The 24,823-nt window shown below is 60.9% G+C and carries 16 protein-coding genes and 1 pseudogene; 2 read left to right on the top strand and 15 right to left on the bottom strand.

All coding sequences use genetic code 11. The features are described 5' to 3' along the window. Positions 1 to 2: 2 nt before the first annotated feature. The 12 genes and pseudogenes from BUE92_RS15505 to pilM all read right to left on the bottom strand — a co-directional run bounded on the left by BUE92_RS15505 (position 3) and on the right by pilM (position 16,932). Positions 3 to 500, bottom strand: coding sequence for a type II secretion system protein N (locus tag BUE92_RS15505; protein WP_073524731.1), 498 nt, complete (start codon positions 498 to 500; stop codon positions 3 to 5). 182 nt (positions 501 to 682) lie between these two features. Continuing rightward, positions 683 to 2,143, bottom strand: a complete 1,461-nt coding sequence (gene gbpA / locus BUE92_RS15500; protein ID WP_073524730.1) for an N-acetylglucosamine-binding protein GbpA — start codon at positions 2,141 to 2,143, stop codon at positions 683 to 685. 325 nt (positions 2,144 to 2,468) lie between these two features. Further along, positions 2,469 to 3,536 carry a uroporphyrinogen decarboxylase gene (gene hemE / locus BUE92_RS15495; RefSeq protein ID WP_073524729.1) on the bottom strand — a complete coding sequence of 356 codons (1,068 nt, stop codon included), beginning with the start codon at positions 3,534 to 3,536 and terminating at the stop codon, positions 2,469 to 2,471. A 242-nt stretch (positions 3,537 to 3,778) separates the two neighbouring features. Beyond that, positions 3,779 to 5,197, bottom strand: a complete 1,419-nt coding sequence (locus BUE92_RS15490; protein ID WP_003187920.1) for an FAD-dependent oxidoreductase — start codon at positions 5,195 to 5,197, stop codon at positions 3,779 to 3,781. 32 nt (positions 5,198 to 5,229) lie between these two features. Further along, positions 5,230 to 9,675 carry a glutamate synthase large subunit gene (gltB, locus tag BUE92_RS15485; protein WP_073524728.1) on the bottom strand — a complete coding sequence of 1,482 codons (4,446 nt, stop codon included), beginning with the start codon at positions 9,673 to 9,675 and terminating at the stop codon, positions 5,230 to 5,232. A 352-nt stretch (positions 9,676 to 10,027) separates the two neighbouring features. Next, positions 10,028 to 11,605 carry an SPOR domain-containing protein gene (locus BUE92_RS15475; RefSeq protein WP_073524726.1) on the bottom strand — a complete coding sequence of 526 codons (1,578 nt, stop codon included), beginning with the start codon at positions 11,603 to 11,605 and terminating at the stop codon, positions 10,028 to 10,030. Between the two features lie 9 nt (positions 11,606 to 11,614). Then, the gene (gene aroB, locus BUE92_RS15470; RefSeq protein WP_073524724.1) at positions 11,615 to 12,715 is read right to left on the bottom strand and encodes a 3-dehydroquinate synthase; all 1,101 of its coding nucleotides are present in this window, start codon (positions 12,713 to 12,715) and stop codon (positions 11,615 to 11,617) included. Between the two features lie 126 nt (positions 12,716 to 12,841). Further along, the gene (gene aroK / locus BUE92_RS15465) at positions 12,842 to 13,360 is read right to left on the bottom strand and encodes a shikimate kinase AroK (protein WP_003187914.1); all 519 of its coding nucleotides are present in this window, start codon (positions 13,358 to 13,360) and stop codon (positions 12,842 to 12,844) included. Between the two features lie 4 nt (positions 13,361 to 13,364). Beyond that, a pseudogene (locus BUE92_RS15460) lies at positions 13,365 to 14,621 on the bottom strand (type IV pilus secretin PilQ); the annotation flags it as partial. Positions 14,622 to 14,759: 138 nt separating this feature from the next. After that, positions 14,760 to 15,731: a pilus assembly protein PilP gene (locus BUE92_RS15455; protein ID WP_073524720.1), complete on the bottom strand. Its 972-nt coding sequence runs from the start codon at positions 15,729 to 15,731 to the stop codon at positions 14,760 to 14,762. After that, complete coding sequence (locus BUE92_RS15450; protein ID WP_073524717.1) at positions 15,728 to 16,279, bottom strand: PilN domain-containing protein; 552 nt, start codon at positions 16,277 to 16,279, stop codon at positions 15,728 to 15,730. Before BUE92_RS15450 ends, BUE92_RS15455 begins: the two co-directional genes overlap by 4 nt. Next, entirely contained in the window at positions 16,276 to 16,932 is a 657-nt protein-coding gene (pilM, locus tag BUE92_RS15445; RefSeq protein WP_073524715.1) for a type IV pilus biogenesis protein PilM, read from the bottom strand. The genes BUE92_RS15450 and pilM overlap by 4 nt, the downstream gene beginning before the upstream one ends. A 233-nt stretch (positions 16,933 to 17,165) precedes the next feature. On the opposite strand from pilM, the gene BUE92_RS15440 reads away from it, so the two are divergent. Further along, on the top strand, positions 17,166 to 19,628 hold the full coding sequence (locus BUE92_RS15440; protein ID WP_371915190.1) for a penicillin-binding protein 1A: 2,463 nt from the start codon (positions 17,166 to 17,168) through the stop codon (positions 19,626 to 19,628). 213 nt (positions 19,629 to 19,841) lie between these two features. On the opposite strand, the gene BUE92_RS15435 is transcribed toward BUE92_RS15440, so the two are convergent. From BUE92_RS15435 to rpmE, 3 genes are all read right to left on the bottom strand, one after another. Further along, entirely contained in the window at positions 19,842 to 21,110 is a 1,269-nt protein-coding gene (locus BUE92_RS15435) for a malic enzyme-like NAD(P)-binding protein (RefSeq protein WP_073524709.1), read from the bottom strand. Positions 21,111 to 21,292: 182 nt separating this feature from the next. After that, complete coding sequence (locus BUE92_RS15430; RefSeq protein ID WP_073524707.1) at positions 21,293 to 22,099, bottom strand: thermonuclease family protein; 807 nt, start codon at positions 22,097 to 22,099, stop codon at positions 21,293 to 21,295. 14 nt (positions 22,100 to 22,113) lie between these two features. After that, the gene (gene rpmE / locus BUE92_RS15425; protein WP_049710411.1) at positions 22,114 to 22,344 is read right to left on the bottom strand and encodes a 50S ribosomal protein L31; all 231 of its coding nucleotides are present in this window, start codon (positions 22,342 to 22,344) and stop codon (positions 22,114 to 22,116) included. 214 nt (positions 22,345 to 22,558) lie between these two features. Between rpmE and BUE92_RS15420 the strand changes: the two genes are divergently transcribed. Further along, on the top strand, positions 22,559 to 24,778 hold the full coding sequence (locus BUE92_RS15420) for a primosomal protein N' (RefSeq protein ID WP_073525033.1): 2,220 nt from the start codon (positions 22,559 to 22,561) through the stop codon (positions 24,776 to 24,778). Positions 24,779 to 24,823 lie beyond the last annotated feature (45 nt).

The raw sequence follows: 24,823 nt of genomic DNA, 5'->3' as shown, positions 1-24,823 counted from the left end.
GCCTAGTGACTCCTGGTTTTTTCGACCGTAGGCCGTAAATGAACGGTGGCGGCCGGGCTCTGCGCCTGCGCAAGCTGAAGAAAACGCCCGGTGCTTGCCCTGTGCAGGTTCAGCGACTCTTCACGCCCCTGGCGCCACAACACCACCTGCGCCGTCTCGATGCGACGCAGCACGCTGCCTCCCGGCAAGCGCTCGCCGGTACGGTAAAACCGCGCCCCGTCAGGGCCGTCCAACAGCGCGCGCGAATCGCTGTCGTTGGCAACCACGATGGCCCGCAGTGTCAACGGCTCGGTACTGTTCAAGCGGCTGCTTTGGGTCGCCAGGCCAAACACTGTCGCCACTGCAAGGGTATTGAGCGTGACGGCCTGCGGTGCCGCGGCCACTGGCACAGGCGCCGTCGGCACAGATGTAATCGACGCTTGGCGCAACTGCCATTCTTGATAGGCGAGCGTGAGCCCATAGCTCAAAGGCAATAGCAGCAACAATACGGTCGGCTTCATAGCGAGAAATCAGCACCTTGGAACAAATAGCATCAAGTAACAGAGGCCCATGAAAGTCCTGGCCGCGGACCAACCCAAGGACGCCATCAATTAATGCAGCCTGTTAAAACAAAAAGTATTCATCCAAAAAAAACACCCAGGCAAGTTCAATACAACTTGCCTGGGTTTAGTCGACTAATGAATCAAAGTTGATCCCACGCCGTCTGCCAGTGATGGCCTACCCCCGGTTCGAAGCCGTTGGCAGTGGGCAGGTATTGTTTGCAGTAACCCGACGCAGGGAACGGTTTGCACTCATAAACTTCACCCGTTTTCGAATGCAATACGCGGGTACCCGCTTCGTAGCTTGCCAGCCCTTCAGGGAAGACGAAGTGATAGTCCTTCGCCCCACCTTCACCCGTCAGGTTCACAGGTTGAGTGTCCTGGCGCGTGGTTCGCCCATCAATCGTGGTGCCCAACAGCGTCATATAATGCGTGCCCGGCTCGCTACGCACATCCATCTCCAGCCAATTGCTGGTGCCCTGCGCGAGGGTCTTGAGCGTGCCGACCGACTTGTTGTTGGCATTGAACAGCGTGGCTTCGACATTCATGTCGCGGTTGGCGATCATGGCAACGCGTACCTTTGCGCGTCCCTTGTCCAATACGTATTCGCTGGCGATTGCGGACAACGCCATGCGCGCCTGCGTGTCCTCCTTGACGTCCAGGGTCAGCTCATAACGAATAACACCGCTGTCCTTTTGAGCGAACAGATTGTTGCTGCCTTTGACAGGGGCGATATTACCTTGCTCATCGCGAATGCCCGCCTGGATCAGGGTCTGGGACTGATTGACCTTTTCAGCCAGCTTGAACGACCAGTTCTGCGGTTGACCCTCGTCGACGCTATCAATCGTGATTTCAACCGAATAGGCCGCGCTCTCGCCAGTAGCAGTGAAAGCCCGGGCCTTGACCTTGTCACCCACCAGCAACGTAGCGGATGGCGCGATGCTGCCAACGGCACTCCAACCGCCCGGCAACTCGGGCTCCGCCAGGATGTTCACATCGACCACGTTATAGAAGGCCGCGTCGGTATCACCGACCGTCCAGACGCCGAGGATCACATGTGGCCCACTCTTATCCTGGGGGATCACACAGGCATGCTTGTCGCCACTGACAGGAAGCACATTGCCACCATCCACCACACAGAATGGCGTACCGTCAAACGATGCACGCTTGAGCGGTTCGTTGGGGTTCCAGCCATTACGGGTAATGAAGTACTCATGTTTGGTGGCCGGGTGAGCCGCCGTGTATTTCCAGTCGAAGTTGATGTTTCTGTCTTTGATTTCGGTCTGGTACCAACGATTGGCGGATTGGGCGTCCATGGCCGAGAACAGGCCGATACCACCGCTGGCGATCTTGCCGTCCACAGGGCCCTGCAACGGAGCACCACCTACGCCGGCGGGAAACCCTTTGAAGGTTTCACCCACACTTTGCGGCTCGTATTGCGCGCCGCCGCAATCTTTGTTCAGGCCTTTCTGGCACTGGAAGGCGCGTGAAGGTGGATCATTCAGATAACCATGCGCCTGTGCACTCTGAGCAGGTATCAACAATGCACTTAACAACGCCAGCGAAGAAACACCGCCCCAACGTGACAGGTCTTTTTTAATCATTAAATTCGAGCCCTACTTAACCAGACAATAAAACCCATATCCGAAAATATGGAATACGTTTTTTAAGGTTTTTGTACTACGAGCGGGATCGAATTTTACGGATATAGAAATTAATTGATGTAGGAATAGTTGAATAATGCCAATCGAATTCTCTCAAAAAACAAAAACACCACGTCAGAACAGGAATAGTCCTAAGCACTTAAACAATTTAAACCAACTGTGGCCAGGCGATGAGAAATCCGCCCAGCCATAAACAGTTTATTCAGGTGACCAGTGACAACATCACCCTCTTGTTGAAAGAGGGTGATGACGTAAATCCTTGGGACTACACGTGATATTGCGCGGACAACTCATGCACCGCCTGCAAGAAAGCCCCGGCATGTTCAGGATTCACTTCCGGCGTAATGCCATGACCGAGGTTAAACACGTGACCGGTGCCCTTGCCATAGCTGGCCAGGATGCGTCCGACTTCGGCGCGGATCGCTTCTGGCTTGGCGTACAGCACGGTGGGGTCCATGTTGCCTTGCAGGGCAACATGGTTGCCGACGCGACGGCGCGCTTCGCCGAGGTCGCAGGTCCAGTCCAGGCCCAATGCATCGGCGCCCGCGTCAGCGATGCTTTCCAGCCACAGGCCGCCGCCTTTGGTGAACATGATCACCGGAACCTTGCGGCCTTCGTGTTCTCGGATCAGGCCGCTGACGATCTTGCGCATGTAGGCCAGGGAGAACTCCTGGTACGCCGCCGCCGACAGGTTGCCGCCCCAGGTGTCGAAGATCTGTACCGCTTGGGCACCCGCCATGATCTGGCCGTTGAGGTAGGACGTGACCGACTGCGCCAGCTTGTCCAGCAACAGGTGCATGGCTTGCGGGTTGTCGTAGAGCATGGCCTTGGTCTTGCGGAAGTCTTTCGACGAACCGCCTTCGACCATGTAGGTGGCCAGGGTCCATGGGCTACCGGAGAAACCGATCAGCGGCACGCGGCCGTTGAGCTCGCGGCGGATGGTGCTCACAGCATCCATCACGTAGCCCAGGTCTTTGTGTGGGTCAGGGATCGGCAGGGCTTCGATATCGGCCAGGGTACTGACGACTTTCTTGAAGCGCGGGCCTTCGCCGGTTTCGAAGTACAGGCCTTGGCCCATGGCGTCTGGGATGGTGAGGATATCGGAGAAGAGGATGGCCGCATCCAGTTGTGGGTAGCGGTCCAGCGGCTGCATCGTGACTTCGCAGGCGAACTCCGGGTTCATGCACAGGCTCATGAAATCACCGGCGTTGGCGCGACTGGCGCGGTATTCCGGCAGGTAGCGACCGGCTTGACGCATCATCCACACCGGGGTGACGTCTACGGGTTGCTTGAGCAGGGCACGAAGGAAACGGTCGTTCTTGAGGGCAGTCATGTCGGCATCCGCAAAAAAAGTGCGGGCATTTTCTCAGAGCGCGACGCAAAAGGCACGGAATGCGCCCTGCCTTTTGTCTATCGAGTTGATTTGCAGCAATGTCTTGAAACTGTACAAATCAAATGTGGGAGGGGGCTTGCCCCCGATAGCGGTGTGTCAGGCAACTAAATTGTTGCTGATGTACAGCTATCGGGGGCAAGCCCCCTCCCACATTTTGATCCCGTTTCAACCTGGGATCGGGATCAGACTTGCAGGTAGTCCAGGATCCCTTCAGCGGCGTTACGGCCCTCGAAGATCGCGGTTACCACCAGGTCCGACCCGCGCACCATGTCGCCACCGGCGAAGATCTTCGGGTTGCTGGTCTGATGCTTGTACTGGCCTTGTTCCGGGGCCACGACACGGCCCTGGCTGTCGGTCTGGATTTCGAACTGCTCGAACCACGGCGCCGGGCTTGGGCGGAAACCGAAGGCGATGACCACGGCGTCAGCCGGGATGATTTCTTCGGAACCCGGAATCGGCTCGGGGCTGCGACGGCCACGGGCGTCCGGTTCGCCGAGACGGGTCTCGACCACCTTCACACCTTCCACACGGTCTTCACCGACGATGGCAATCGGCTGGCGGTTGTAGAGGAATTTCACGCCTTCTTCTTTAGCGTTCTTCACCTCTTTGCGCGAACCGGGCATGTTGGCTTCGTCGCGACGATACGCACAGGTCACCGACTTGGCACCCTGGCGAATCGACGTACGGTTGCAGTCCATCGCGGTGTCGCCACCGCCTAGCACTACGACCTTCTTGCCCTTCATGTCGACAAAATCTTCCGGCGACTTTTCAAAGCCCAGGTTGCGGTTGACGTTGGCGATCAGGAAGTCGAGCGCGTCATACACGCCCGGCAAGTCTTCACCGGCAAAGCCGCCCTTCATGTAGGTGTAGGTGCCCATGCCCATGAACACGGCATCGTATTCGGCGAGCAGTTGCTCCATGGTGATGTCTTTGCCGATTTCGGTATTGAGGCGGAACTCGATACCCATGCCGGTGAACACTTCACGACGGTGGCTCAGTACGGTTTTTTCCAGCTTGAACTCAGGGATACCGAAGGTCAGCAAGCCACCGATTTCCGGGTTCTTGTCGAACACCACTGGGGTCACGCCGCCACGCACCAACACGTCGGCACACCCAAGGCCCGCCGGGCCCGCGCCGATGATCGCGACGCGCTTGCCGGTTGGCTTGACCTTGGACATGTCCGGGCGCCAGCCCATGGCGAACGCGGTGTCGGTGATGTACTTCTCCACCGAACCGATGGTTACCGCGCCGAAACCGTCGTTGAGGGTGCAGGCACCTTCACACAAGCGGTCTTGCGGGCACACCCGGCCGCAGACTTCCGGCAGGGTGTTGGTCTGGTGCGACAGCTCGGCGGCGGCGAGGATGTTGCCCTCGGCCACCAATTTGAGCCAGTTGGGAATGAAATTGTGCACCGGGCACTTCCATTCGCAATACGGGTTACCGCACCCCAGGCAGCGGTGGGCCTGGTCGGCCGAGTGCTGGGGTTTGAAGGGTTCGTAGATTTCCACGAACTCTTTCTTGCGTTGACGCAACAGTTTCTTCTTCGGATCTTTGCGCCCGACATCGATGAACTGGAAGTCGTTATTCAGACGTTCAGCCATGTTAAAACCTCATCAAACTGTTCAGGCGCATATCACTGCGGGTTGGCACGGATGCTGGAAAGCAACGATTTCAGGTTGGCAGCCTTGGGCTTGACCAGCCAGAAACGACGCAGGTAATCATCGAGGTTTTCGGCGAGGTTACGACCCCATTCGCTGCCGGTTTCCTCGACGTACTCGTCCAGCACGTGCTGCAAGTGGTTCCGGTAGGACTCCATGGCTTCGCCGCTGATGCGCTGGATCTCGACCAACTCGTGGTTGACCTTGTCGACGAAGGTGTTGTCCTGGTCGAGCACGTAGGCGAAACCGCCGGTCATGCCCGAACCGAAGTTGTAACCGGTCTTGCCCAGTACCGCGACAAAGCCTCCGGTCATGTACTCGCAGCAGTGATCGCCAGTGCCTTCCACCACGGTGTGAGCACCGGAGTTACGCACGGCGAAACGCTCACCGGCAGTACCTGCGGCAAACAGCTTGCCACCGGTGGCGCCGTACAGGCAGGTGTTGCCGATGATGGCACTGTCCTGGGTCTTGTACACGCTGCCAGCCGGCGGAACGATGACCAGTTTGCCGCCAGTCATGCCCTTGCCCACGTAGTCGTTGGCGTCGCCTTCCAGGTACATGTGCAGGCCGCCGGCGTTCCACACGCCGAAGCTCTGGCCCGCAGTGCCCTTGAAGCGGAAGGTGATCGGCGCTTTCGCCATGCCCTGGTTGCCGTGCTTGCGCGCGATTTCGCCGGAGATGCGTGCGCCGATGGAACGGTCGCAGTTGCAGATATCCAGGGCGAATTCGCCACCGCTGGCGTCGTTGATCAAGGAGCCGGCCATTTCGACCATTTTCTCGGCCAACAGGCCTTTGTCGAACGGTGGGTTGCGGTCCACTTGGCAGAATTGTGGCTTGTCTGCCGGGATGTGATCGCTGCCCAACAGCGGTGTGAGGTCCAGATGTTGTTGCTTGGCGGTCTGGCCTTCGAGGATGTCCAACAGGTCGGTGCGACCGATCAGCTCTTCCAGCGAACGTACGCCCAGCTTGGCCAGCCACTCACGGGTTTCTTCGGCGACGTAGGTGAAGAAATTCACCACCATGTCGACGGTGCCGATGTAGTGATCCTTGCGCAGTTTTTCGTTCTGAGTCGCCACGCCGGTGGCGCAGTTGTTCAGATGGCAGATACGCAGGTATTTGCAGCCCAGGGCGATCATGGGCGCAGTGCCGAAGCCGAAACTTTCGGCGCCGAGGATTGCGGCCTTGATCACGTCGAGGCCGGTTTTCAGGCCACCGTCGGTCTGCACCCGCACCTTGCCGCGCAGGTCGTTGCCGCGCAGGGTCTGGTGGGTTTCGGCCAGGCCGAGTTCCCAGGGTGCACCGGCGTATTTGATCGAGGTCAGCGGCGAAGCGCCGGTGCCGCCGTCGTAGCCGGAGATGGTGATCAGGTCGGCATAGGCCTTGGCCACACCGGCAGCAATGGTGCCGACGCCAGCTTCTGCTACCAGCTTCACCGAGACCAGGGCCTGCGGGTTGACCTGTTTCAGGTCGAAGATCAGCTGCGACAAATCTTCAATCGAGTAGATGTCGTGATGCGGCGGTGGCGAAATCAGGGTCACGCCCGGTACGGCGTAACGCAGCTTGGCGATCAGGCCGTTGACCTTGCCGCCTGGCAGCTGGCCGCCTTCACCGGGCTTGGCGCCCTGGGCGACCTTGATCTGCAGCACTTCGGCGTTGACCAGGTATTCCGGGGTCACGCCAAAACGGCCGGTGGCCACCTGCTTGATCTTCGAGCTTTTGAGCGTGCCGTAGCGCGCCGGGTCTTCGCCGCCTTCACCTGAGTTGGAACGCGCGCCCAGGCGGTTCATGGCTTCGGCCAGGGCTTCGTGAGCTTCCGGCGACAAGGCGCCCAGGGAAATACCGGCGGAGTCGAAGCGCTTGAGGATCGACTCCAGCGGCTCGACCTGGCTGATGTCCATCGGCGTGTCCAGGGTCTTCACTTTGAACAGGTCGCGGATCATCGACACCGGGCGGTTATCCACCAGGCTCGTGTATTCCTTGAACTTGGCGTAGTCGCCCTGCTGCACAGCGGCTTGCAGGGTGTTGACCACGTCCGGGTTGTAGGCATGGTATTCGCCACCGTGCACGAACTTGAGCAGGCCACCTTGCTGGATCGGCTTGCGCGCGCTCCAGGCTTCGGCGGCCAGGGCTTTTTGCTCGGCTTCGATGTCGACGAAACGCGCACCCTTGATGCGGCTCGGTACGCCACGGAAACTCAGCTCGCAGACTTCTTCGGACAGACCGATGGCTTCGAACAACTGAGCGCCACGGTACGAGGTGACCGTGGAGATACCCATCTTCGACAGAATCTTCAGCAAGCCCTTGGTGATGCCCTTGCGGTAGTTCTTGAACACCTCATAGAGGTCGCCCAGCACTTCACCGGTACGGATCAGGTCACCCAGCACTTCGTACGCGAGGAACGGGTACACCGCCGAAGCGCCGAAACCGATCAGCACCGCAAAGTGATGCGGGTCGCGGGCAGTGGCGGTCTCCACGAGGATGTTGGAGTCGCAGCGCAGGCCTTTTTCGGTCAGGCGGTGGTGCACCGCACCGGTCGCCAGGGACGCGTGGATCGGCAACTTGCCAGGCGCGATATGGCGGTCGGTCAGTACGATCTGGGTACGACCGGCACGCACAGCTTCTTCAGCCTGGTCTGCGACGTTGCGCACAGCGGCTTCAAGGCCCAGGCTCTCCTCGTAGTTCAGGTCGATGATCTGGCGGTCGAAGCCCGGACGCTCCAGGGTCATCAGCGAGCGCCACTTGGCCGGGGAAATGACCGGCGAGCTGAGGATCACGCGGGAGGCATGCTCAGGCGATTCCTGGAAGATGTTGCGCTCGGCACCGAGGCACACTTCCAGGGACATCACGATGGCTTCACGCAGCGGGTCGATCGGTGGGTTGGTCACCTGGGCGAACTGCTGGCGGAAATAGTCGTACGGCGTGCGCACGCGCTGGGACAGCACGGCCATGGGCGTGTCATCGCCCATGGAGCCGACGGCCTCGTAGCCTTGCTCGCCGAGCGGGCGCAGTACCTGGTCGCGCTCTTCGAACGTGACCTGGTACATCTTCATGTACTGCTTGAGCTGGTCGACGTCATAGAAAGCCGAACCGTGGTCGTTGTCTTCCATGGTCGCCTGGATACGCAGGGCGTTCTTGCGCAGCCACTGCTTGTACGGGTGACGGGACTTCAAGCGGTTGTCGATAGCGTCGGTGTCGAGGATCTGCCCGGTCTCGGTGTCCACGGCCAGGATCTGGCCAGGGCCGACACGGCCTTTGGCGATCACGTCTTCAGGCTTGTAGTCCCACACGCCGATTTCCGAGGCGAGGGTGATGAAACCGTTGGTGGTGGTCACCCAACGCGCCGGGCGCAGACCGTTACGGTCGAGCAGGCACACCGCGTAGCGGCCGTCGGTCATGACCACGCCGGCCGGGCCGTCCCACGGTTCCATGTGCATCGAGTTGTACTCGTAGAACGCACGCAGGTCCGGGTCCATGGTCTCGACGTTCTGCCACGCTGGCGGAATGATCATGCGCACGCCACGGAACAGGTCGATGCCGCCGGTGACCATCAGTTCGAGCATGTTGTCCATGCTGGAGGAGTCGGAACCCACGCGATTGACCAGCGGGCCGAGCTCTTCGAGGTCCATCAAATCGTTGGCGAACTTGGTGCGACGGGCCACAGCCCAGTTGCGGTTGCCGGTGATGGTGTTGATCTCGCCGTTGTGGGCGAGGAAGCGGAATGGCTGGGCCAGCGGCCATTTCGGCAGGGTATTGGTGGAGAAGCGCTGGTGGAACACGCAGATTGCGGTTTGCAGGCGCTCATCGCTCAGGTCTGGATAGAAGGCGGTGAGGTCCGCCGGCATCATCAGGCCTTTATAAATGATGGTCTTGTGGGAAAAGCTGCAGATGTAGTGGTCGGTGTCGGCGGCGTTGAGCACCGACGAACGACGACGGGACGTGAACAGCTTGATCGCCATGTCCTGGTCGCTCAGGCCATCGCCTGCGATGAACACTTGTTCAATCTGCGGCAGGCGCTCCAGGGCCAGGCGGCCGAGTACGCTGGTGTCGATGGGCACTTTGCGCCAGCCGACGAGTTGCAGGCCGGCGGCGGCGATCTCGCGGTTCATGTTCTCGCGAGCGGCTTCGGCTTTTACCGGATCCTGGTTGAAAAACACCATGCCCACGGCGTACTGCTTGGGCAGTTCGACCGCGAATTGCTCTTTGGCGACAGCGCGCAGGAACTGGTCGGGCTTTTGAATCAGCAAGCCACAGCCGTCACCGGTCTTGCCGTCGGCGTTGATCCCACCGCGGTGGGTCATGCAGGTCAGGGCCTCGATGGCCGTTTGCAAAAGGGTATGACTGGGCTCGCCCTGCATGTGGGCTATCAGGCCGAAACCGCAGTTATCCTTGAATTCATCGGGTTGGTACAGACCTGCTTTCATAGACACTTTCTCACCAGGCTGCCTCTTATATCGAGACAAATTTCTTTTCAATTCAACCGGTTACCTTCCACGCCGAACGTACGCCGGCTTAGCGGGGGCAAAAGGGAGGTCATTGTACACACCGACACAGACGCTCACAAATTTAGCGACGACATGTCGCAAATCTATGTCGCATTTATGAAAGGTTTAAAGCGATATGCTGTGCTAGTCAAAACTTTTTTAATTCTGACCGCTACGACTCAAAAGCCACTGTGACGCAGACACCACAAAGCGCGCGGTCTCGGGAGACTGCACGCACTTGCGGATTTTTTTGAGGTGCCGGGAGGGCGGCCTGGGTAAGGCCGCCGGATCTTCAGCGAGTTGCTGCCAGTTCTTGTTGAACGCTGGCAACAGTGCGAGGCCAAGGTTTACCAGCCTGAACCTTCGCTGGCAAGGCCTTGATGGCAGAATCGGCTGCGGCGCGGCTTGGGAAGCTGCCGTAGGTGATCACGTAGAGAGGCTTGCCGTTGAGCACTTTCTTGAAATAACGGTACTGGCCGCCCTGCTCTTTGACGAACGCCTGGGCGTTGGCTTCGGAGCTGGTGCCGAGGATCTGCACCACAAAGTTACCGGTAGGCTGGCTGCTGTACCAGCTGCTGCCAGCAGCGCCGGCCTTGGCAACGGTGGCGGCTGGTTTTTCCGCAGGCTTGGCGGCCGGGGCTGGTTTGGCGGCTGGCGCTGGTGCGACAGGCTTGGTCACCGGAGCAGGCTTGGCGGTAGCAACGGTGGGCGCCGGCGTCGGAGCCGGCTTGGCGACCGGAGCAACCGGCGTCGCTGGCACACCGGCCGGTACGCCTGCAGGTGGTGCGGTGGTGGTCACGGTCGGCGGCGTGGCGCTGGAGCCTTCCACCGGCACACCGTCGTCACCTTCGGAGATGCCACCGGCTTCTTCGGCCAGAGGGCCGCGCATCACAGGTTGGCCGACCATCGGTAGGTTGGTCGGTTGGCCGGAGTTGGCAAATTCGACGTTTGGCGTGGGCTTGCCCAGTGGCAACTGCGCCTGTTCGGTTGGCGCGCCGGTGGTTGTCGGTGCTTTGTTGCGGCCCGGGATCAACCAGGCGGCGGCAACAGCGACCACGACAACGGCGGAAATAGCCAATACGTGCTTTTTAGGCATAGTGAACCCCATCTTTGGACGCTTGACCGCAGAGCGGCTGGCAATCATGGCTTCGATCATGGCATCGCGGGCAACCTGGTTGATGTTTCCAGGCCAGCCATCGGAGCTTTCGTGAATATCAGAGATCTGCGCAGCGGTGAAAAGTTCGATACCCGCCCCTGCGCCTTCAAGACGTTGTGCCAGGTATTCGCGGGTTTCTTCCTCTTCGTACGGCTGCAACTCGATGACGTGAAACAGCTCCTGCTCACCGCTGATCTGCTCCAGATCGGCGATCAACGACGACTCACCGAACAGGAACACATGCGGGCGACCTTCCGGCGTACCCGCTGCCAACGCCAGCAGGGCTTCCAGGGCGGATTCGTCGAGCTGCTCGGCGTCGTCTACCAGCAGGTAGACTTCCTGGCCGGTCAGGCCCAATTGCACCACCTGCTTGAGAATCGCGTTCGGCTCGGCGCTGGAGACGCTCAACGCTTGCGCCACCTCGCGCAGTACGCCGGCCGCATCACCGGCACCGCGGGCCGATACCACCACGCTCTGCACCGATTGTTTATTGGTGCTGGCCACCAGCGCCTGGCGCAGCAAGGTCTTGCCGCTGCCCAGAGGGCCGGTCACCACCAGCAGCAACTGACTGTAGCGCGCGAGGTGATGCAACTGCCCAAGTACCGGCTTGCGCTGGGCGGGGAAGAACTTGAAACCCGGCACCCGTGGAGCGAAGGGGTCGTGGCTCAAGTGATAATGGCCGAGGAACGCCTCGTCGGCATGCAAACTAGTCATCGGGTCTTATTAACCTTTGAGCTGGGCCAGGGCGCGGTAATCCGCTCCCAGCGTGGCCTGTAGAATCTCTTTTGGATAATCGTCGGTCACCACGGCTTCGCCGATATGGCGCAACAGTACCAGTCGAAGTCGACCGTCGATCACTTTCTTGTCTATCGCCATATGTTCAAGGAAGTCCGCCTCGGTCATCTCCGTGGGCGGAACGACCGGCAAACCGGCACGCTGGAACAGGCGGATACCGCGATCGCGCTCCTGGGCGCTGATCCAGCCCAGGCGCTGCGACATATCCAGTGCCATCACCGTACCAGCCGCCACGGCCTCCCCATGCAACCACACACCATAGCCCATGTGCGTTTCGATCGCATGGCCGAAGGTGTGGCCCAGGTTCAGCGTGGCCCGCACGCCGGACTCGCGCTCGTCGGCATTGACTACCAGTGCCTTGGCCGCGCAGGAGCGGGAGATCGCTTCGGTCAGGGCTACCTGATCGAGGGCGCGCAAGGCGTCCATGTGTTCTTCCAGCCACGTCAGGAACGGCTCATCGCAAATCAGGCCGTACTTGATGACTTCCGCCAGGCCCGCCGACAGCTCGCGCGGCGGCAAGGTGTTGAGGGTAGCGGTGTCGATCAGCACAGCCTGGGGCTGGTAGAACGCGCCGACCATGTTCTTGCCCAGCGGGTGGTTGATACCGGTCTTGCCACCCACCGACGAGTCGACCTGGGACAGCAAGGTGGTCGGCACCTGGATAAAATCCACGCCGCGCTGGTAGCAGGCCGCGGCAAAACCAGCCATGTCGCCAATCACACCGCCGCCCAGGGCGACCACAGTGGTTCGACGATCATGGCGCGCGGTCAGCAGCCCATCAAAGATCAGTTGCAGGGTTTCCCAGTTTTTGTGGGCTTCGCCGTCAGGCAACACCACGCAGGTCACCGAGTACGCCGCCAGGCTGCGGCTCAAACGCTCAAGATACAGCGGCGCGACCGTTTCGTTGGAGATGATCGCCACCTGTCGGCCGGCAATATGCGGCGCAAGCAGTTCGGGCTGGTCCAACAGACCTGCGCCAATGTGGATCGGGTAGCTGCGCTCGCCTAGATCGACCTTAAGTGTCTGCATGTGTCCCCGCGTTGAAGATGGAGTGACGACCGGCACTGTCGATATCTCGACACCGCCTGATGGCTCTACGCCATACCTCACAAGGTCATGGCGCGCCGCCGAGAATAGCGCATTTCGGGCCAGGCTTTAACGGGGTGGCAACCGTTGCAGGCGCTCAAGAATGTCGAGCACGACCATCCGAGGCGGCCGCTCATCGGTTTCCACCACCAGATCGGCGATTTCCCGATACAGCGGATCGCGCAGCGCCAGCAGGTCCCGCAGGGTCTTGGCCGGGTCGGCGGTGCGCAGCAACGGGCGATTGCGATCACGGGCAGTCCGGCCCACCTGCTGTTCGACCGACGCGTGCAGATACACCACCCGACCACCGGCATGCAGCGCCCGACGGTTTTCATCGCGCATGACGGCGCCACCGCCGGTCGCCAATACCACGCCATCGCAGCCGCACAGCTCGGCAATCATCGCCTGCTCGCGGTCACGAAAGCCCAGCTCGCCTTCTTTATCGAAGATCCATGGGATATTGGCACCCGTGCGCAATTCAATTTCCTTGTCGGAATCTTTGAACGGCAGGCGCAGCTCTTTGGCCAGCAAACGGCCGATGGTGCTTTTTCCAGCCCCCATCGGCCCTACAAGAATCAAATTTCGCACAGAATCAACGACTCACAGCAATCGCCTGGTTATTCATGATACGCGGAGTCAGGAATACCAGCAGCTCGGATTTTTTCTCCGCCAGCACATCGCGCCGGAAAAGGCGGCCAAGATACGGCACATCGCCCAAAAATGGCACTTTATCTACCACTTTGCTTTGGGTATTGGAGAAAACCCCGCCAATGACGATGGTCTCGCCATCCCTGACCAGAACCTTGGCGTTGACCTCGTTTTTCTTGATCGGCGGCACGTCATTGAGCCGGTTCAGGTAGTCGGGCTCATCCTTGGTGACCTTGACAGCCATGATCACATGGTCGTCGGGCGTGATTTGCGGCGTGACCTCCAGCGACAGCGAAGCCTCCTTGAACGACACAGAGGTCGCGCCCTGGGAGGTGGATTCCTGGTAAGGAATCTCGGTGCCTTTGAGGATGCGTGCAGTCTCTTTGTCGGAGGTGACGACCTTGGGCTGCGAGACGATCTCACCGTTGCCGGTTTTTTCCATGGCGGTCAGCTCAAGGTCCAGCAACAGGTTGTCGGTGATATAGGTGATCCCCAGGCCCGAGGTTCCGGCCAGCGCCCCCAAGTCAACAAAGGGTGAACTGGGTGGGTTTTGCGGCGGCTCGGCACCCTCCGCCAACGGCTTGGCAACACCGCCAACGCCGCCGTTGCCGCGGGTGAGCCGCCCACCCCAGCGCACACCCAGGCTTTTGTCGTAGTCGACATTGGCCTCCACAATCCGCGCCTCGATCATGACCTGGCGTACCGGGATATCCAGTTGCGCCACAATGCGCCGCAACTCTTCGAGCCGCTCGCCAGTCTGGTAGGCGATGATGTTGTTGGTGCGGTCATCCACTGCCACCGAACCGCGCTCATCGGTGGCGCCCTCAAAGCCGGTCACCGACTGAAACAGCTTGGCCAGGTCGGCGGCCTTGGCGTAATTGACCTGCAGCAGCTCCCGACGCAAGGGCGCCAGCTCGGCCATCTGCTTGCGCGACTCCAGCATCAACAGCTCGCGAGCAGCCAATTCATCGGCGGGCGCCACCAGCAACACGCCCGCCTTGACTCGCTTGTCCAAGCCCTTGGTTTGCAAAACCAGGTCAAGCGCCTGGTCCCAGGGCACATCCTTGAGCCGCAGGGTGATCGAGCCCTGCACCTCATCGCTGGTCACCAGGTTGAGCCCGGCGACATCGGCAATTTGCTGCAAGACCGCGCGCAGGTCGATGTCCTGGAAATTGAGGGTCAGTTTGGCGCCTGTATAGCTGACCGGCTGGGCACTGTCGGGCGGCGGCAGTTGGATAAGGTCCAGGCGATTGGGCACAGCAGCAGCCATCGGTGCCGTGAACGCTATCCATAGCGCCACACCGAAGGACGAGAAGGTCCTTTTCATTGTTTGATTCCGTTATGAGTTGACGTTCAGCACAAAGGTTCGCGGGCGTTCCAGCCAGGCGCCCTGACCATCGGGAAACCGCTCGACCAGCTCGACAGCAGCGTCTTGAATGGCCGTGACCTGGCCATGGTCCGGCCCCAGGTAATCACCCACCGCCAGCCGATACACCCTGGCCCCAGCCCGCAGCAAGGCAAAGGCCTGCGCACCACGGGACAACGTGCCGACCATTTCGAACTGATCGAGGCGCATACCCTCCAACAGTCCCCGTGGCCGGGTGAAATCCGGGGCAAGGGCCGGCCGCCCCGGCACGTGGGCTGCCTGCAAGGCGGGCGGCGTGAAGGGGTCGCGCAAGGACGAGGGCTCGTAGACAAATTGCGGCCTTGGGTCGAGCACCTGACGGGCCTTGCCGTTTTTCAGGGTGCTGCGATAGGTCTTGGCGAGCATGTCCAGACGCAGCAAGGCGCCCTGATGCCCAAGCGCAACATCCTGCACGGTAACGACCCGCGGCAACCCACCCAAGGCACTGACAAACGTCGCCAGGTCGTGGTAAACCCCGGAGGCGCTTATCTGCATGGGTTGTTCGATATAAAGCTGCCGAGGCGCTTCATCCTGCACAGTGATGCCTTCGACCCACACCCCATGGGCAGCCGCCAGCCGGGCGATGTCTTCCAGCACGGCAGGTACTTCGGACTCGCTGGGCAATTGCCCTAGAAGGCTGGCAAGGTTGTCTTCCATGCTCCGGACTTGCTGGGTGCGCAGCTCAAGGCTCGCAGCCAGGCCGGTCTTTTCTGTGAGTTGCTGCTGCAGCGCCTGCTCCCGCGCCTCAAGCCCGTGCAATCGCTCCCGCTGCGCGCCCCCATGCGAAACCTCGCCTATCACCAGCACCAGGCCGGCCAGCGCACAGCCAAGCAGCACCTTGCCCGGCAGGGACCATTTGGCAGCGTTGTAAGAGAGCGTGGAAAAATCGAGCCTGGGCAGGCTCATGGTTGCGCCTCGCTGGATTCTCCCTGGCGCACCATCAGCTGAAATTCACTCTCGCCGCGCGCACCTTCGGCCTGCACGCGCTGCAGACGGGTCGAACTGGAACCGTGGGTTGGCTTGAGCTGCTGCATCAAACGGGCGATATCCTGGTTGCTTTCAGCCGTGCCGCGAATGCTGATGGTGTCGCCGTTCGCAACCACCTCATGCAGATGGACACCTTCAGGCACCGCGCGAGCCAATTGCTCGAACAATCGGGCCCCGGAAGAGCGGGCATCGTGCAGGTCCTGAACCACCTTCATGCGTTCGGCCAGTTGCTGGCTTCGCTCCTGCAAGTCGTCGATGGTCCTGATCCGCGAGTCCTGGGTAGCGATGTGCTCTTCCAGGCGGCTGTTGCGGCTTACCTGCCGGTCTATCGCCTGATCGATCACTTGATCAGCCAACCACAGTGCCGCGAGCGCCACGCAGGCAAACGCCAGCAACAGCACCAACAGGTATTTGCGTCTGCGCTCCGCCAGGGCCTGGCGCCAAGGCAAAAGATTGATTCGTGTCATCCAGCGAAACTCCTCAGGGCCAGCCCGCAAGCCACTCCCATCCCTTGGGCATCCAAGGCCCATTGTGCACCATCGACTCTGTGACCCGGCGTGAAGCTGGCAAAATCCTGAAGGCAAGCGCGCTCCAATGCAAACCCTTCTACATCGACCACCCGCGGCACCAGCCCCGCCAGGGCCAAAACCGCCTCGCGCGCTTCGACCTGCTCACGCAGGCACGCCGCCAGCATCACCTCTACCCACTGCGGGCCTTGAGCCGATGGCCCTTGAACCTGAAAGTCGATGGCCACCTCGTCCAATGGATAGGGGATGAACTGGTCGGCTTCCATCTGGATCTTCCAGGCCATTTCCTCATCACTGAGGCCGGCGTCCATGTCAGTCAGCCGGGTAATTACCGACGGGCCCGCAACCGCCACGGCGGCGTACCGGGCCGAGGTACCCAGGCGCGACAGTGCCTGTTGCAGCACACGGCCCACACCCTCAAGGTCCAGCAGGGTGCCGTCCACCACCGCCTGGGGCGGCAGCATTTGCATAACGTAGCCCTGGACGCTGAAACCGCCCGATGAACGGCCCAGCTCGATCAGCTTGATGCCGCTGTCATTGATATCGACCCCCAACACCGTGTCGACTTTTCGCCTGAAAAATCCCTTTCCCATAAAACTCCCCAAAACTTTCCCTGTCATACCGGCTGTCATCTCGCCTGATTGCTGCCAGGCACCTTGCATTCGGTCGGCTTGTTCAAGGCTCGCGAATGACGCCCCAAGCCGAAAAATGCTTTAATGCCCAGCGTTTTTTCCCGCTTTTTATCTGCTGCCCGGGTCGATCCATCGTTTGCCATGCATGCCCCGACGCGTAACTCTTTCTTTTCTCTGGAAATCCAAAAGCCTTGATTCGTCTGCTGAAGTTTTTCGGGTACTCCATTGTCGCCATCGTCTGCGGGCTGCTGCTCGTATTCAGCGGGGCCTACCTCTACCTTAGTCCGGGTTTGCCCTCCGTAGAGGCCCTCAGAAGTATCCAGTTGCAGATTCCTTTGCGGGTCTACAGCAGCGATGAAAAACTGATCGCGGAGTTCGGCGAAATGCGCCGCACACCGATCCGTTTCGCCGACATTCCACCCAATTTCATCAGCGCCTTGCTGTCTGCCGAAGACGACAATTTCGCCAACCACTACGGCGTAGACCCCAGCAGCCTGGTGCGTGCAGCCACGCAATTGGTAAAAAGCGGACACATTCAATCGGGCGGCAGCACCATCACCATGCAGGTGGCGAAGAACTTCTTCCTCACCAGCGAGCGCAGCTTTTCCCGCAAGGCCACCGAAATCCTGCTGGCGCTGCAGATCGAACGCCAGCTGACCAAGGATGAAATCCTCGAGCTGTACGTCAACAAGATCTATCTGGGTAACCGCGCCTACGGCATCGAGGCCGCGTCCCAGGTCTACTACGGCAAGTCGATTCGTGACGCCAGCCTGGCGCAGATGGCCATGATTGCCGGCCTACCCAAGGCACCGTCGCGCTTCAACCCGCTGGCCAACCCGGCGCGCAGCAAAGAACGCCGTGACTGGATCCTGGGGCGCATGTACAAGCTGGGCAAGATCGACCAGGCCGCGTATGAAAGTGCCGTGGCCGAGCCACTGAACGCCAGCTATCACGTGCCGACACCGGAAGTGAATGCACCCTATATCGCCGAAATGGCCCGCGCCGAGATGGTTGGCCGTTATGGCAGCGAGGCCTACACCGAAGGCTTCCGCGTCACCACGACGGTGCCGAGCAACTTGCAGGAAATCGCCAACCACTCGGTACATGAAGGCCTGATCACTTATGACCAGCGTCACGGCTACCGCGGTCCCGAGTCGCGCCTGCCGGGCAAGACCCTGAGTGCCTGGACCACCGAATTGGGCAAACAGCGTTCGATCAGCGGCCTGGACCCGGCCATCGTTACCCAGGTATCGAAAGAGGGTATCCAAGTGCTGACCCGCTCTGGCGAAGCCCACGTAGCTTGGGACAGCATGAAGTGGGCACGTCCGTTCCTGAACACCAACAGCATGGGCCCGATGCCCAAGCAGCCATCCGACGTGGTCCAGGTGGGTGATTTGATCCGCGTGCAACGCCAGAAGGATGACAGCCTCAAATTCAGCCAGGTGCCGCTCGCCCAGGGCGCCCTGGTGTCCCTGGACCCGCAGAACGGTGCGATCCGCGCACTGGTCGGCGGCTTTGCCTTCGAGCAGAGCAACTACAACCGCGCTACCCAGGCCAAGCGCCAGCCAGGCTCCAGCTTCAAGCCGTTTGTCTATAGTGCCGCGCTGGACAACGGCTACACCGCCGCCAGCCTGGTCAACGATGCACCAATCGTGTTTGTCGATGAATACCTGGACAAGGTCTGGCGCCCGAAGAACGACACCAACACCTTCCTTGGCCCGATCCGCATCCGCGAGGCGCTGTACAAGTCGCGCAACCTGGTGTCGATCCGCCTGTTGCAGGCGATGGGCGTAGGCAAGACCATCGACTACATGACGCGCTTTGGCTTCGCCAAGTCGGACCTGCCGCCGAACCTGTCCCTGGCCCTGGGTACCGCGACCCTCACGCCGATGGAAATCGCCACCGGCTGGAGCACCTTTGCCAACGGCGGCTACAAGATCGCGCCGTACCTGATCGACAAGATCGAAAGCCGCAATGGCGACACCCTGTTCACCGCCAACCCGCCACGGGTACCCGGCGATGTGGTCAATGGCGTGGTCGCAACCGACGGTCTGGCGGCACCGGACAACGGCGGTATTACCATCGAGCCGACGCCAGGCACGCCATCGGCTGCAAACGCCAGCGCACCGACAGAACCTCAAGCGCCAGCGGTTGCCGAGCGCATCGTGGATGGCCGTACTACCTACATCCTCAACAGCATCCTGCAAGACGTGATCAAGAAGGGCACCGGCCGCCGCGCACTGGCCCTGGGCCGTGCGGATATCGCTGGCAAGACCGGTACCACCAACGAGTCCAAGGACGCCTGGTTCTCCGGCTACAACGGCGACTACGTGACCACCGTGTGGACCGGCTATGACCAGCCTGAAAGCCTGGGCCGCCGCGAGTTTGGTGGCACCGTCGCCCTGCCGATCTGGATGAGCTACATGGGCGCAGCGCTCAAGGACAAGCCGCTGCACACCCAGCCAGAGCCAGAAGGCATCCTCAGCCTGCGCATCGACCCGATCAGTGGCCGTGCAGCTTCACCGAGCACGCCGAATGCGTACTTCGAGCTGTTCAAGAGCGAAGACACACCGCCGTCGGTCAACGAACTGGGTAATGGCGTGGCGCCGGGCAGCCCGCTGCCGGCGGATGAAGGCGCGCCGATCGATTTGTTCTGACGGGATCTGCGGCCTGGCACAGACCTAATGTGGGAGCGGGCTTGCTCGCGAATGCGGTGTATCAGTCGCTGGATTTATTGCATGACACTCCGCATTCGCGAGCAAGCCCGCTCCCACACTTGGATCCGCACAAGACTCGAGTGAATCGCCAGCCACAAAAAAGCCCCGACTGATCATTCAGTCGGGGCTTTTTTGTGAGTGCGCTACAACGGCTTAGCCGTTGAACACATCATCCACGCTTTGCAGCGGGTAGTGCTTCGGATACGGCAGAGTAGCCACGCCAGTCTCGATAGCGGCCTTGGCCACGGCATCGGAGATCAGGGTGATCAGGCGCTTGTCCATTGGCTTTGGAATGATGTACTCACGACCAAATTCCAGCTTGGCGCCACCGTAGGCGTCGCACACGTCCTGAGGTACCGGCAGCTTGGCCAGTTCACGCAGGGCGTTGGCGGCAGCCACTTTCATCTCTTCGTTGATGCGCTTGGCGCGAACGTCCAGGGCGCCACGGAAGATGAACGGGAAGCCCAATACGTTGTTGACCTGGTTCGGGTAGTCCGAACGGCCGGTGGCCATGATCACGTCGCTGCGAGTGGCGTGGGCCAGCTCAGGAGAGATTTCCGGATCCGGGTTGGAGCAGGCGAACACGATAGGGTTCGGCGCCATGGATTTGAGGCCTTCCGCGCTCAGCAGGTTCGGGCCGGACAGGCCAACGAACACGTCGGCACCGTCGAGGGCGTCAGCCAGGGTGCGCTTGGAGGACGGATGGGCAAACATCGCCTTGTACTGGTTCAGGTCGGTACGCTCGGACTGAATCACGCCCTTGCTGTCGACCATGTAGATGTTTTCCAGCTTGGCGCCCATGCTGATGATCAACTTCATGCAGGAAATGGCCGCGGCACCGGCGCCCAGGCAGACGATTTTCGCCTCGCCCAGGGTTTTGCCAGCAATTTCCAGGGCGTTGATCATGCCGGCTGCGGTAACGATCGCAGTGCCGTGCTGGTCATCGTGGAATACCGGAATGTCGCACTGCTCGATCAGGGCCTTTTCGATCTCGAAGCACTCAGGTGCCTTGATGTCTTCCAGGTTGATGCCACCGAATGTGATGGAAATACGCTTGACGGTGTCGATGAAAGCCTGCGGGCTTTCGGAATCGACTTCGATGTCGAAAACGTCGATGCCGGCAAAGCGCTTGAACAGCACGCCCTTGCCTTCCATGACTGGCTTGGAAGCCAACGGGCCGAGGTTACCCAGGCCCAGAATCGCGGTGCCATCGGAAATCACTGCAACCAGGTTGCCTTTGCCGGTGTACTTGTACGCCAGCTCTGGATCACGGGCGATTTCACGTACGGGTTCGGCAACACCAGGGCTGTAGGCCAGCGACAGGTCGCGGGCAGTGGCAGTGGCTTTGGTGAGCTCTACACTCAGCTTTCCTGGACGAGGATTGGCATGGTATTCGAGAGCGGCAGTTTTCAAATCAGACATATCGGCATTCCGCTTTTACTGTTGGTCGACGGACCGCCGAGGATACGCGTGTCGTAAAGTCCCTACAAGACTGGGCAGTCACAGGTGTCAAGGGCCCTGGGCTACGACTTTTGGCCAAGAGCCACGGGATACAAGGGCTAAACTGTTCACAATCGAAATAAAAAATGTCTACAGTTTTTTATTCAAAGCATCGATTTCAGCATGCCGGGATCGGTTATTGGCAGCAGCCAGCGTGATTGGCCTTTTTTCAGACCGCCACGGCGGGCCCGATCCTGCACCCAGCCACGCGCCTCAACGGTGCGGCCTTGCAGACTATTGAGCAGGTCCGTATCGAACTGGCTGATCAGCTCGGGCGCAATGCGCAATACCAGTGAACCCTGCATTTCAATCCAGATTCCGCCACGATTGCGCTCGACCTTGCTGACCCGACCAGCCACCAGCGCAAACCCGGAGCGCTTGAGATTCGCCACGCTTTGCACCGGGGATTGGCGCCACAGGCCGAGCCGTGCCTGGCGGGCGCTGTTTTCGGCCGCCTGCTGGCAGGCAACCAGGTCGACATTCGGCGCCACGCCCACTTGGTACCCCAGGCCCTCGGCCAGCAGTTGCGCCTCCAGGTTCTCGCCATTGGCGCCGTAGAGATGAGCCAGGGTGCGCCCGTAATGATCTTTGCCTTCGCGCCCCGGCACCAGGCCGACACGCCCATTACTGGCCTGCACCAACGCCTGTAGACGCTGGCGCGCGGCGACGGCAAATGGCTCGTCTGGCCGGCCCTTCTTGCCGGTTTCCGGCGCGTTGAGGCCGATCATGCGTACGCTGCGACCGTCCTTGAGGCGCACCGTGTCGCCATCTACCACGCGCTGCACCTCTACCCGCGCCATGGACGCTGGCGCTGGGCAGAATACCGCAGCCTGAGCGGTCGCCAGCCAAATCCCAGGCACAAAAAAGGCGCCCACAAGGGACGCCTTTTTCAACAGCGGGTAAAAGCCCATAAGGCTCTTGAACCTTACTCTGCTGGAGTAGCAGGCTTCTTGCCGAAAGCACCAAAGCGATCTGCGAAGCGCTGTACGCGGCCGCCGGTGTCCAGAGTTTTCTGCTTACCGGTGTAGAACGGGTGGCACTCGTTGCATACGTCAGTACCCAGTGGCTTGCACAGGTTCGAACGGGTTTCGAACTTGTTGCCGCAGCTGCAGGTAACTTCGATGGTTTCGTACGCTGGATGGATATCGGCTTTCATGGCACTTCCTCGGGCTAGCGTGCCGCCACTCGACACTATTGTCGAATACCGCACGTAATTAGGCCGCGGATTCTACCAGACCTTTTTAAACGCGCAAGCGGCGGTAATGGTCGAAAACCTCCTTTCATCAGAAAACCGTGGCATACCCAAGCCCTCCCCGCTCTGCTAGGCTCGCGCCCCTGCACCACTGCCTGCCTTATATGAGATGCCCCGCGTGCCCGACGCCATTTTGCGCCTAGCCCTGCCCTCGCCCCTGCGCCGCCTGTTCGATTACCGGGCCCCGCCCGGCGTGTCGCGTGCTCAGTTGCAACCGGGCATGCGCGTGCGCGTGCCGTTCGGGCGCCGGGAAATGATCGGCATTCTGGTGGAAGTCACCGATCACAGCGAAGTGCCTGCCGAAAAGCTCAAGCCGGCAATTGCCCTGCTCGACGCCACACCGCCGCTGCCGCCCGCGCTGTTCAAGCTGTGCCTGTGGACCGCGCAGTATTACCAACACAGCCTGGGCGATACCTTGAGCTGGGCGCTGCCTGTGCTGCTGCGCCAAGGGGAACTTGCCGAAGCGCGCCAGGAGCGTTTCTGGTCGATGGTACCCGGCGCACGCCTCGACGACCCGCGCATCGCCCGCGCCCCGCGCCAGCGTGAGGCCCTGACCACCTTGGCGCAGCATCCACACGGCGTGGCCCATCAGCTATTAAGCAAGCTGATGCTGAGCAAAGACAGCCTCGACCTGCTGCTGGCCAAGGGCCTGGTGCAGGTGGACATCCGCAAGCACGCCCCGGACCCGCGCCACGAACACTGGCTGGCCCAGCCGGAGTTACCGCTGAACCCCGAGCAACGCGCCGCGTATGAGGCGATTCGCGCCGGTTTCGACAGTTTCCACGCCTTCCTGCTGGCCGGCGTCACCGGCAGCGGCAAGACCGAAGTCTATTTGCAGCTGATCCGCGAAACCCTTCAGGCGGGCAAGCAGGCACTGGTACTGATCCCCGAAATCAACCTGGGCCCGCAGACCGTGGCGCGTTTCGAGCAACGCTTCAATGCCCGGATCGCCTTGGTGCACTCAGCGGTCAATGACCGTGAACGCCTGGAGTCGTGGCTGGCGGCGCGGGACGGCGAGGCCGACATTATTATCGGCACTCGCTCGGCGCTGTTCACGCCGATGAAAAACCCCGGGCTGATCATCGTCGACGAGGAGCACGATGGCTCCTATAAACAGCAGGAAGGTTTGCGCTACCACGCCCGCGACCTCGCGCTGGTGCGCGCCCGCCAGGAAGACATCCCGATTGTGCTGGGCTCGGCCACGCCTTCCCTGGAAAGCCTGCATAACGCCTACACCGGCCGTTACGGGCTGCTGCGCTTGAACGAGCGCGCTGGCGGCGCCAAACAACCGCGTTTCCTGCGCCTGGACGTGAAAAGCCGTCCGCTGGACAGCGGCATTTCCGGCCCGATGCAACAGGCTATCGGCCAGACCCTGGCCGCCGGCCAGCAGGTATTGGTGTTTCTCAACCGCCGCGGCTTTGCCCCGACGCTGCTGTGCCATGACTGCGGCTGGATGTCCGGGTGCGAGCGCTGCGATGCGCGCATGACCGTGCACCAGCGCCACGGCGAGTTGCGCTGCCATCACTGCGGCCATGTGGAACGGGTACCGCGCCATTGCCCGCAATGCGGCAAGGTGGACCTGCGCCCGGTGGGCGCCGGCACCGAGCGTGCCGAAGAACGCCTGGGCATTCTGTTCCCGGATTACCCGGTGCTGCGGGTCGACCGCGACAGCACATCGCGCAAAGACGCCATGAACCAACTGTTCGCCACTATCCACAAGGGCCAACCGTGCATTCTGGTGGGCACGCAAATGCTCGCCAAAGGGCATCACTTCCCACGGGTGACCCTGGTGTCGATCCTGGATGCCGATGGTGGACTGTTCTCCGGGGATTTTCGCGCCAGCGAACGCATGGCGCAGCTGATCGTGCAGGTGGCGGGGCGCGCCGGGCGGGCCGAAGAGCCAGGCAGGGTGATTATCCAGACGCACCTGGCCGACCACCCGCTGCTGATTCAGCTGACGGAGCAAGGCTACTTTGCCTTCGCCGAACAGGCCTTGAGCGAACGCCGCGCCGCCGGTCTGCCGCCTTTTGCGCACCTGGCGCTGCTGCGCGCCGAAGCCCACAAACCCGGGCAGGCCGAAGGCTTTCTTGATGAGGCCTGCAGCGCCGCCGAACGTTTACTGGGCGAACTGGCCCTCAGTGGCATCGAACTACTCGGCCCGGTGCCAGCGCCCATGGAGCGGCGCGCCGGACGTTATCGCGCTCAGCTACTCTTGCAGGCAACCTCCCGCGCGCCGCTGCATCGGCTATTAAGTCGCTGGATGCTTGAGCTGGAGCAACTGCCCAGCGGTCGGCAGGTGCGATGGTCGTTGGATGTAGACCCGGTAGATTTGTATTGATCCACCCACCACTGTAGGAGCGAGCTTGCTCGCGAAAAACTCAGG

Source organism: Pseudomonas fluorescens (assembly GCF_001902145.1).
Taxonomy (GTDB): domain Bacteria; phylum Pseudomonadota; class Gammaproteobacteria; order Pseudomonadales; family Pseudomonadaceae; genus Aquipseudomonas; species Aquipseudomonas fluorescens_BV.
This window is presented reverse-complemented; position numbering and strand designations above follow the sequence as displayed.

Bases quoted from the DNA above. Each gene is read 5' to 3' on its own strand.
- rpmE (WP_049710411.1), bottom strand. From the start codon at position 22,344: ATGAAAGCCGATATCCATCCAGCGTACGAAACCATCGAAGTTACCTGC.
- BUE92_RS15490 (WP_003187920.1), bottom strand. From the start codon at position 5,197: ATGGCTGAACGTCTGAATAACGACTTCCAGTTCATCGATGTCGGGCGC.
- BUE92_RS15505 (WP_073524731.1), bottom strand. From the start codon at position 500: ATGAAGCCGACCGTATTGTTGCTGCTATTGCCTTTGAGCTATGGGCTC.
- aroB (WP_073524724.1), bottom strand. From the start codon at position 12,715: ATGCAGACACTTAAGGTCGATCTAGGCGAGCGCAGCTACCCGATCCAC.
- BUE92_RS15450 (WP_073524717.1), bottom strand. From the start codon at position 16,279: ATGACACGAATCAATCTTTTGCCTTGGCGCCAGGCCCTGGCGGAGCGC.
- hemE (WP_073524729.1), bottom strand. From the start codon at position 3,536: ATGACTGCCCTCAAGAACGACCGTTTCCTTCGTGCCCTGCTCAAGCAA.
- BUE92_RS15475 (WP_073524726.1), bottom strand. From the start codon at position 11,605: ATGACTAGTTTGCATGCCGACGAGGCGTTCCTCGGCCATTATCACTTG.
- pilM (WP_073524715.1), bottom strand. From the start codon at position 16,932: ATGGGAAAGGGATTTTTCAGGCGAAAAGTCGACACGGTGTTGGGGGTC.
- gbpA (WP_073524730.1), bottom strand. From the start codon at position 2,143: ATGATTAAAAAAGACCTGTCACGTTGGGGCGGTGTTTCTTCGCTGGCG.
- gltB (WP_073524728.1), bottom strand. From the start codon at position 9,675: ATGAAAGCAGGTCTGTACCAACCCGATGAATTCAAGGATAACTGCGGT.
- BUE92_RS15455 (WP_073524720.1), bottom strand. From the start codon at position 15,731: ATGAGCCTGCCCAGGCTCGATTTTTCCACGCTCTCTTACAACGCTGCC.
- BUE92_RS15430 (WP_073524707.1), bottom strand. From the start codon at position 22,099: ATGGGCTTTTACCCGCTGTTGAAAAAGGCGTCCCTTGTGGGCGCCTTT.
- BUE92_RS15435 (WP_073524709.1), bottom strand. From the start codon at position 21,110: ATGTCTGATTTGAAAACTGCCGCTCTCGAATACCATGCCAATCCTCGT.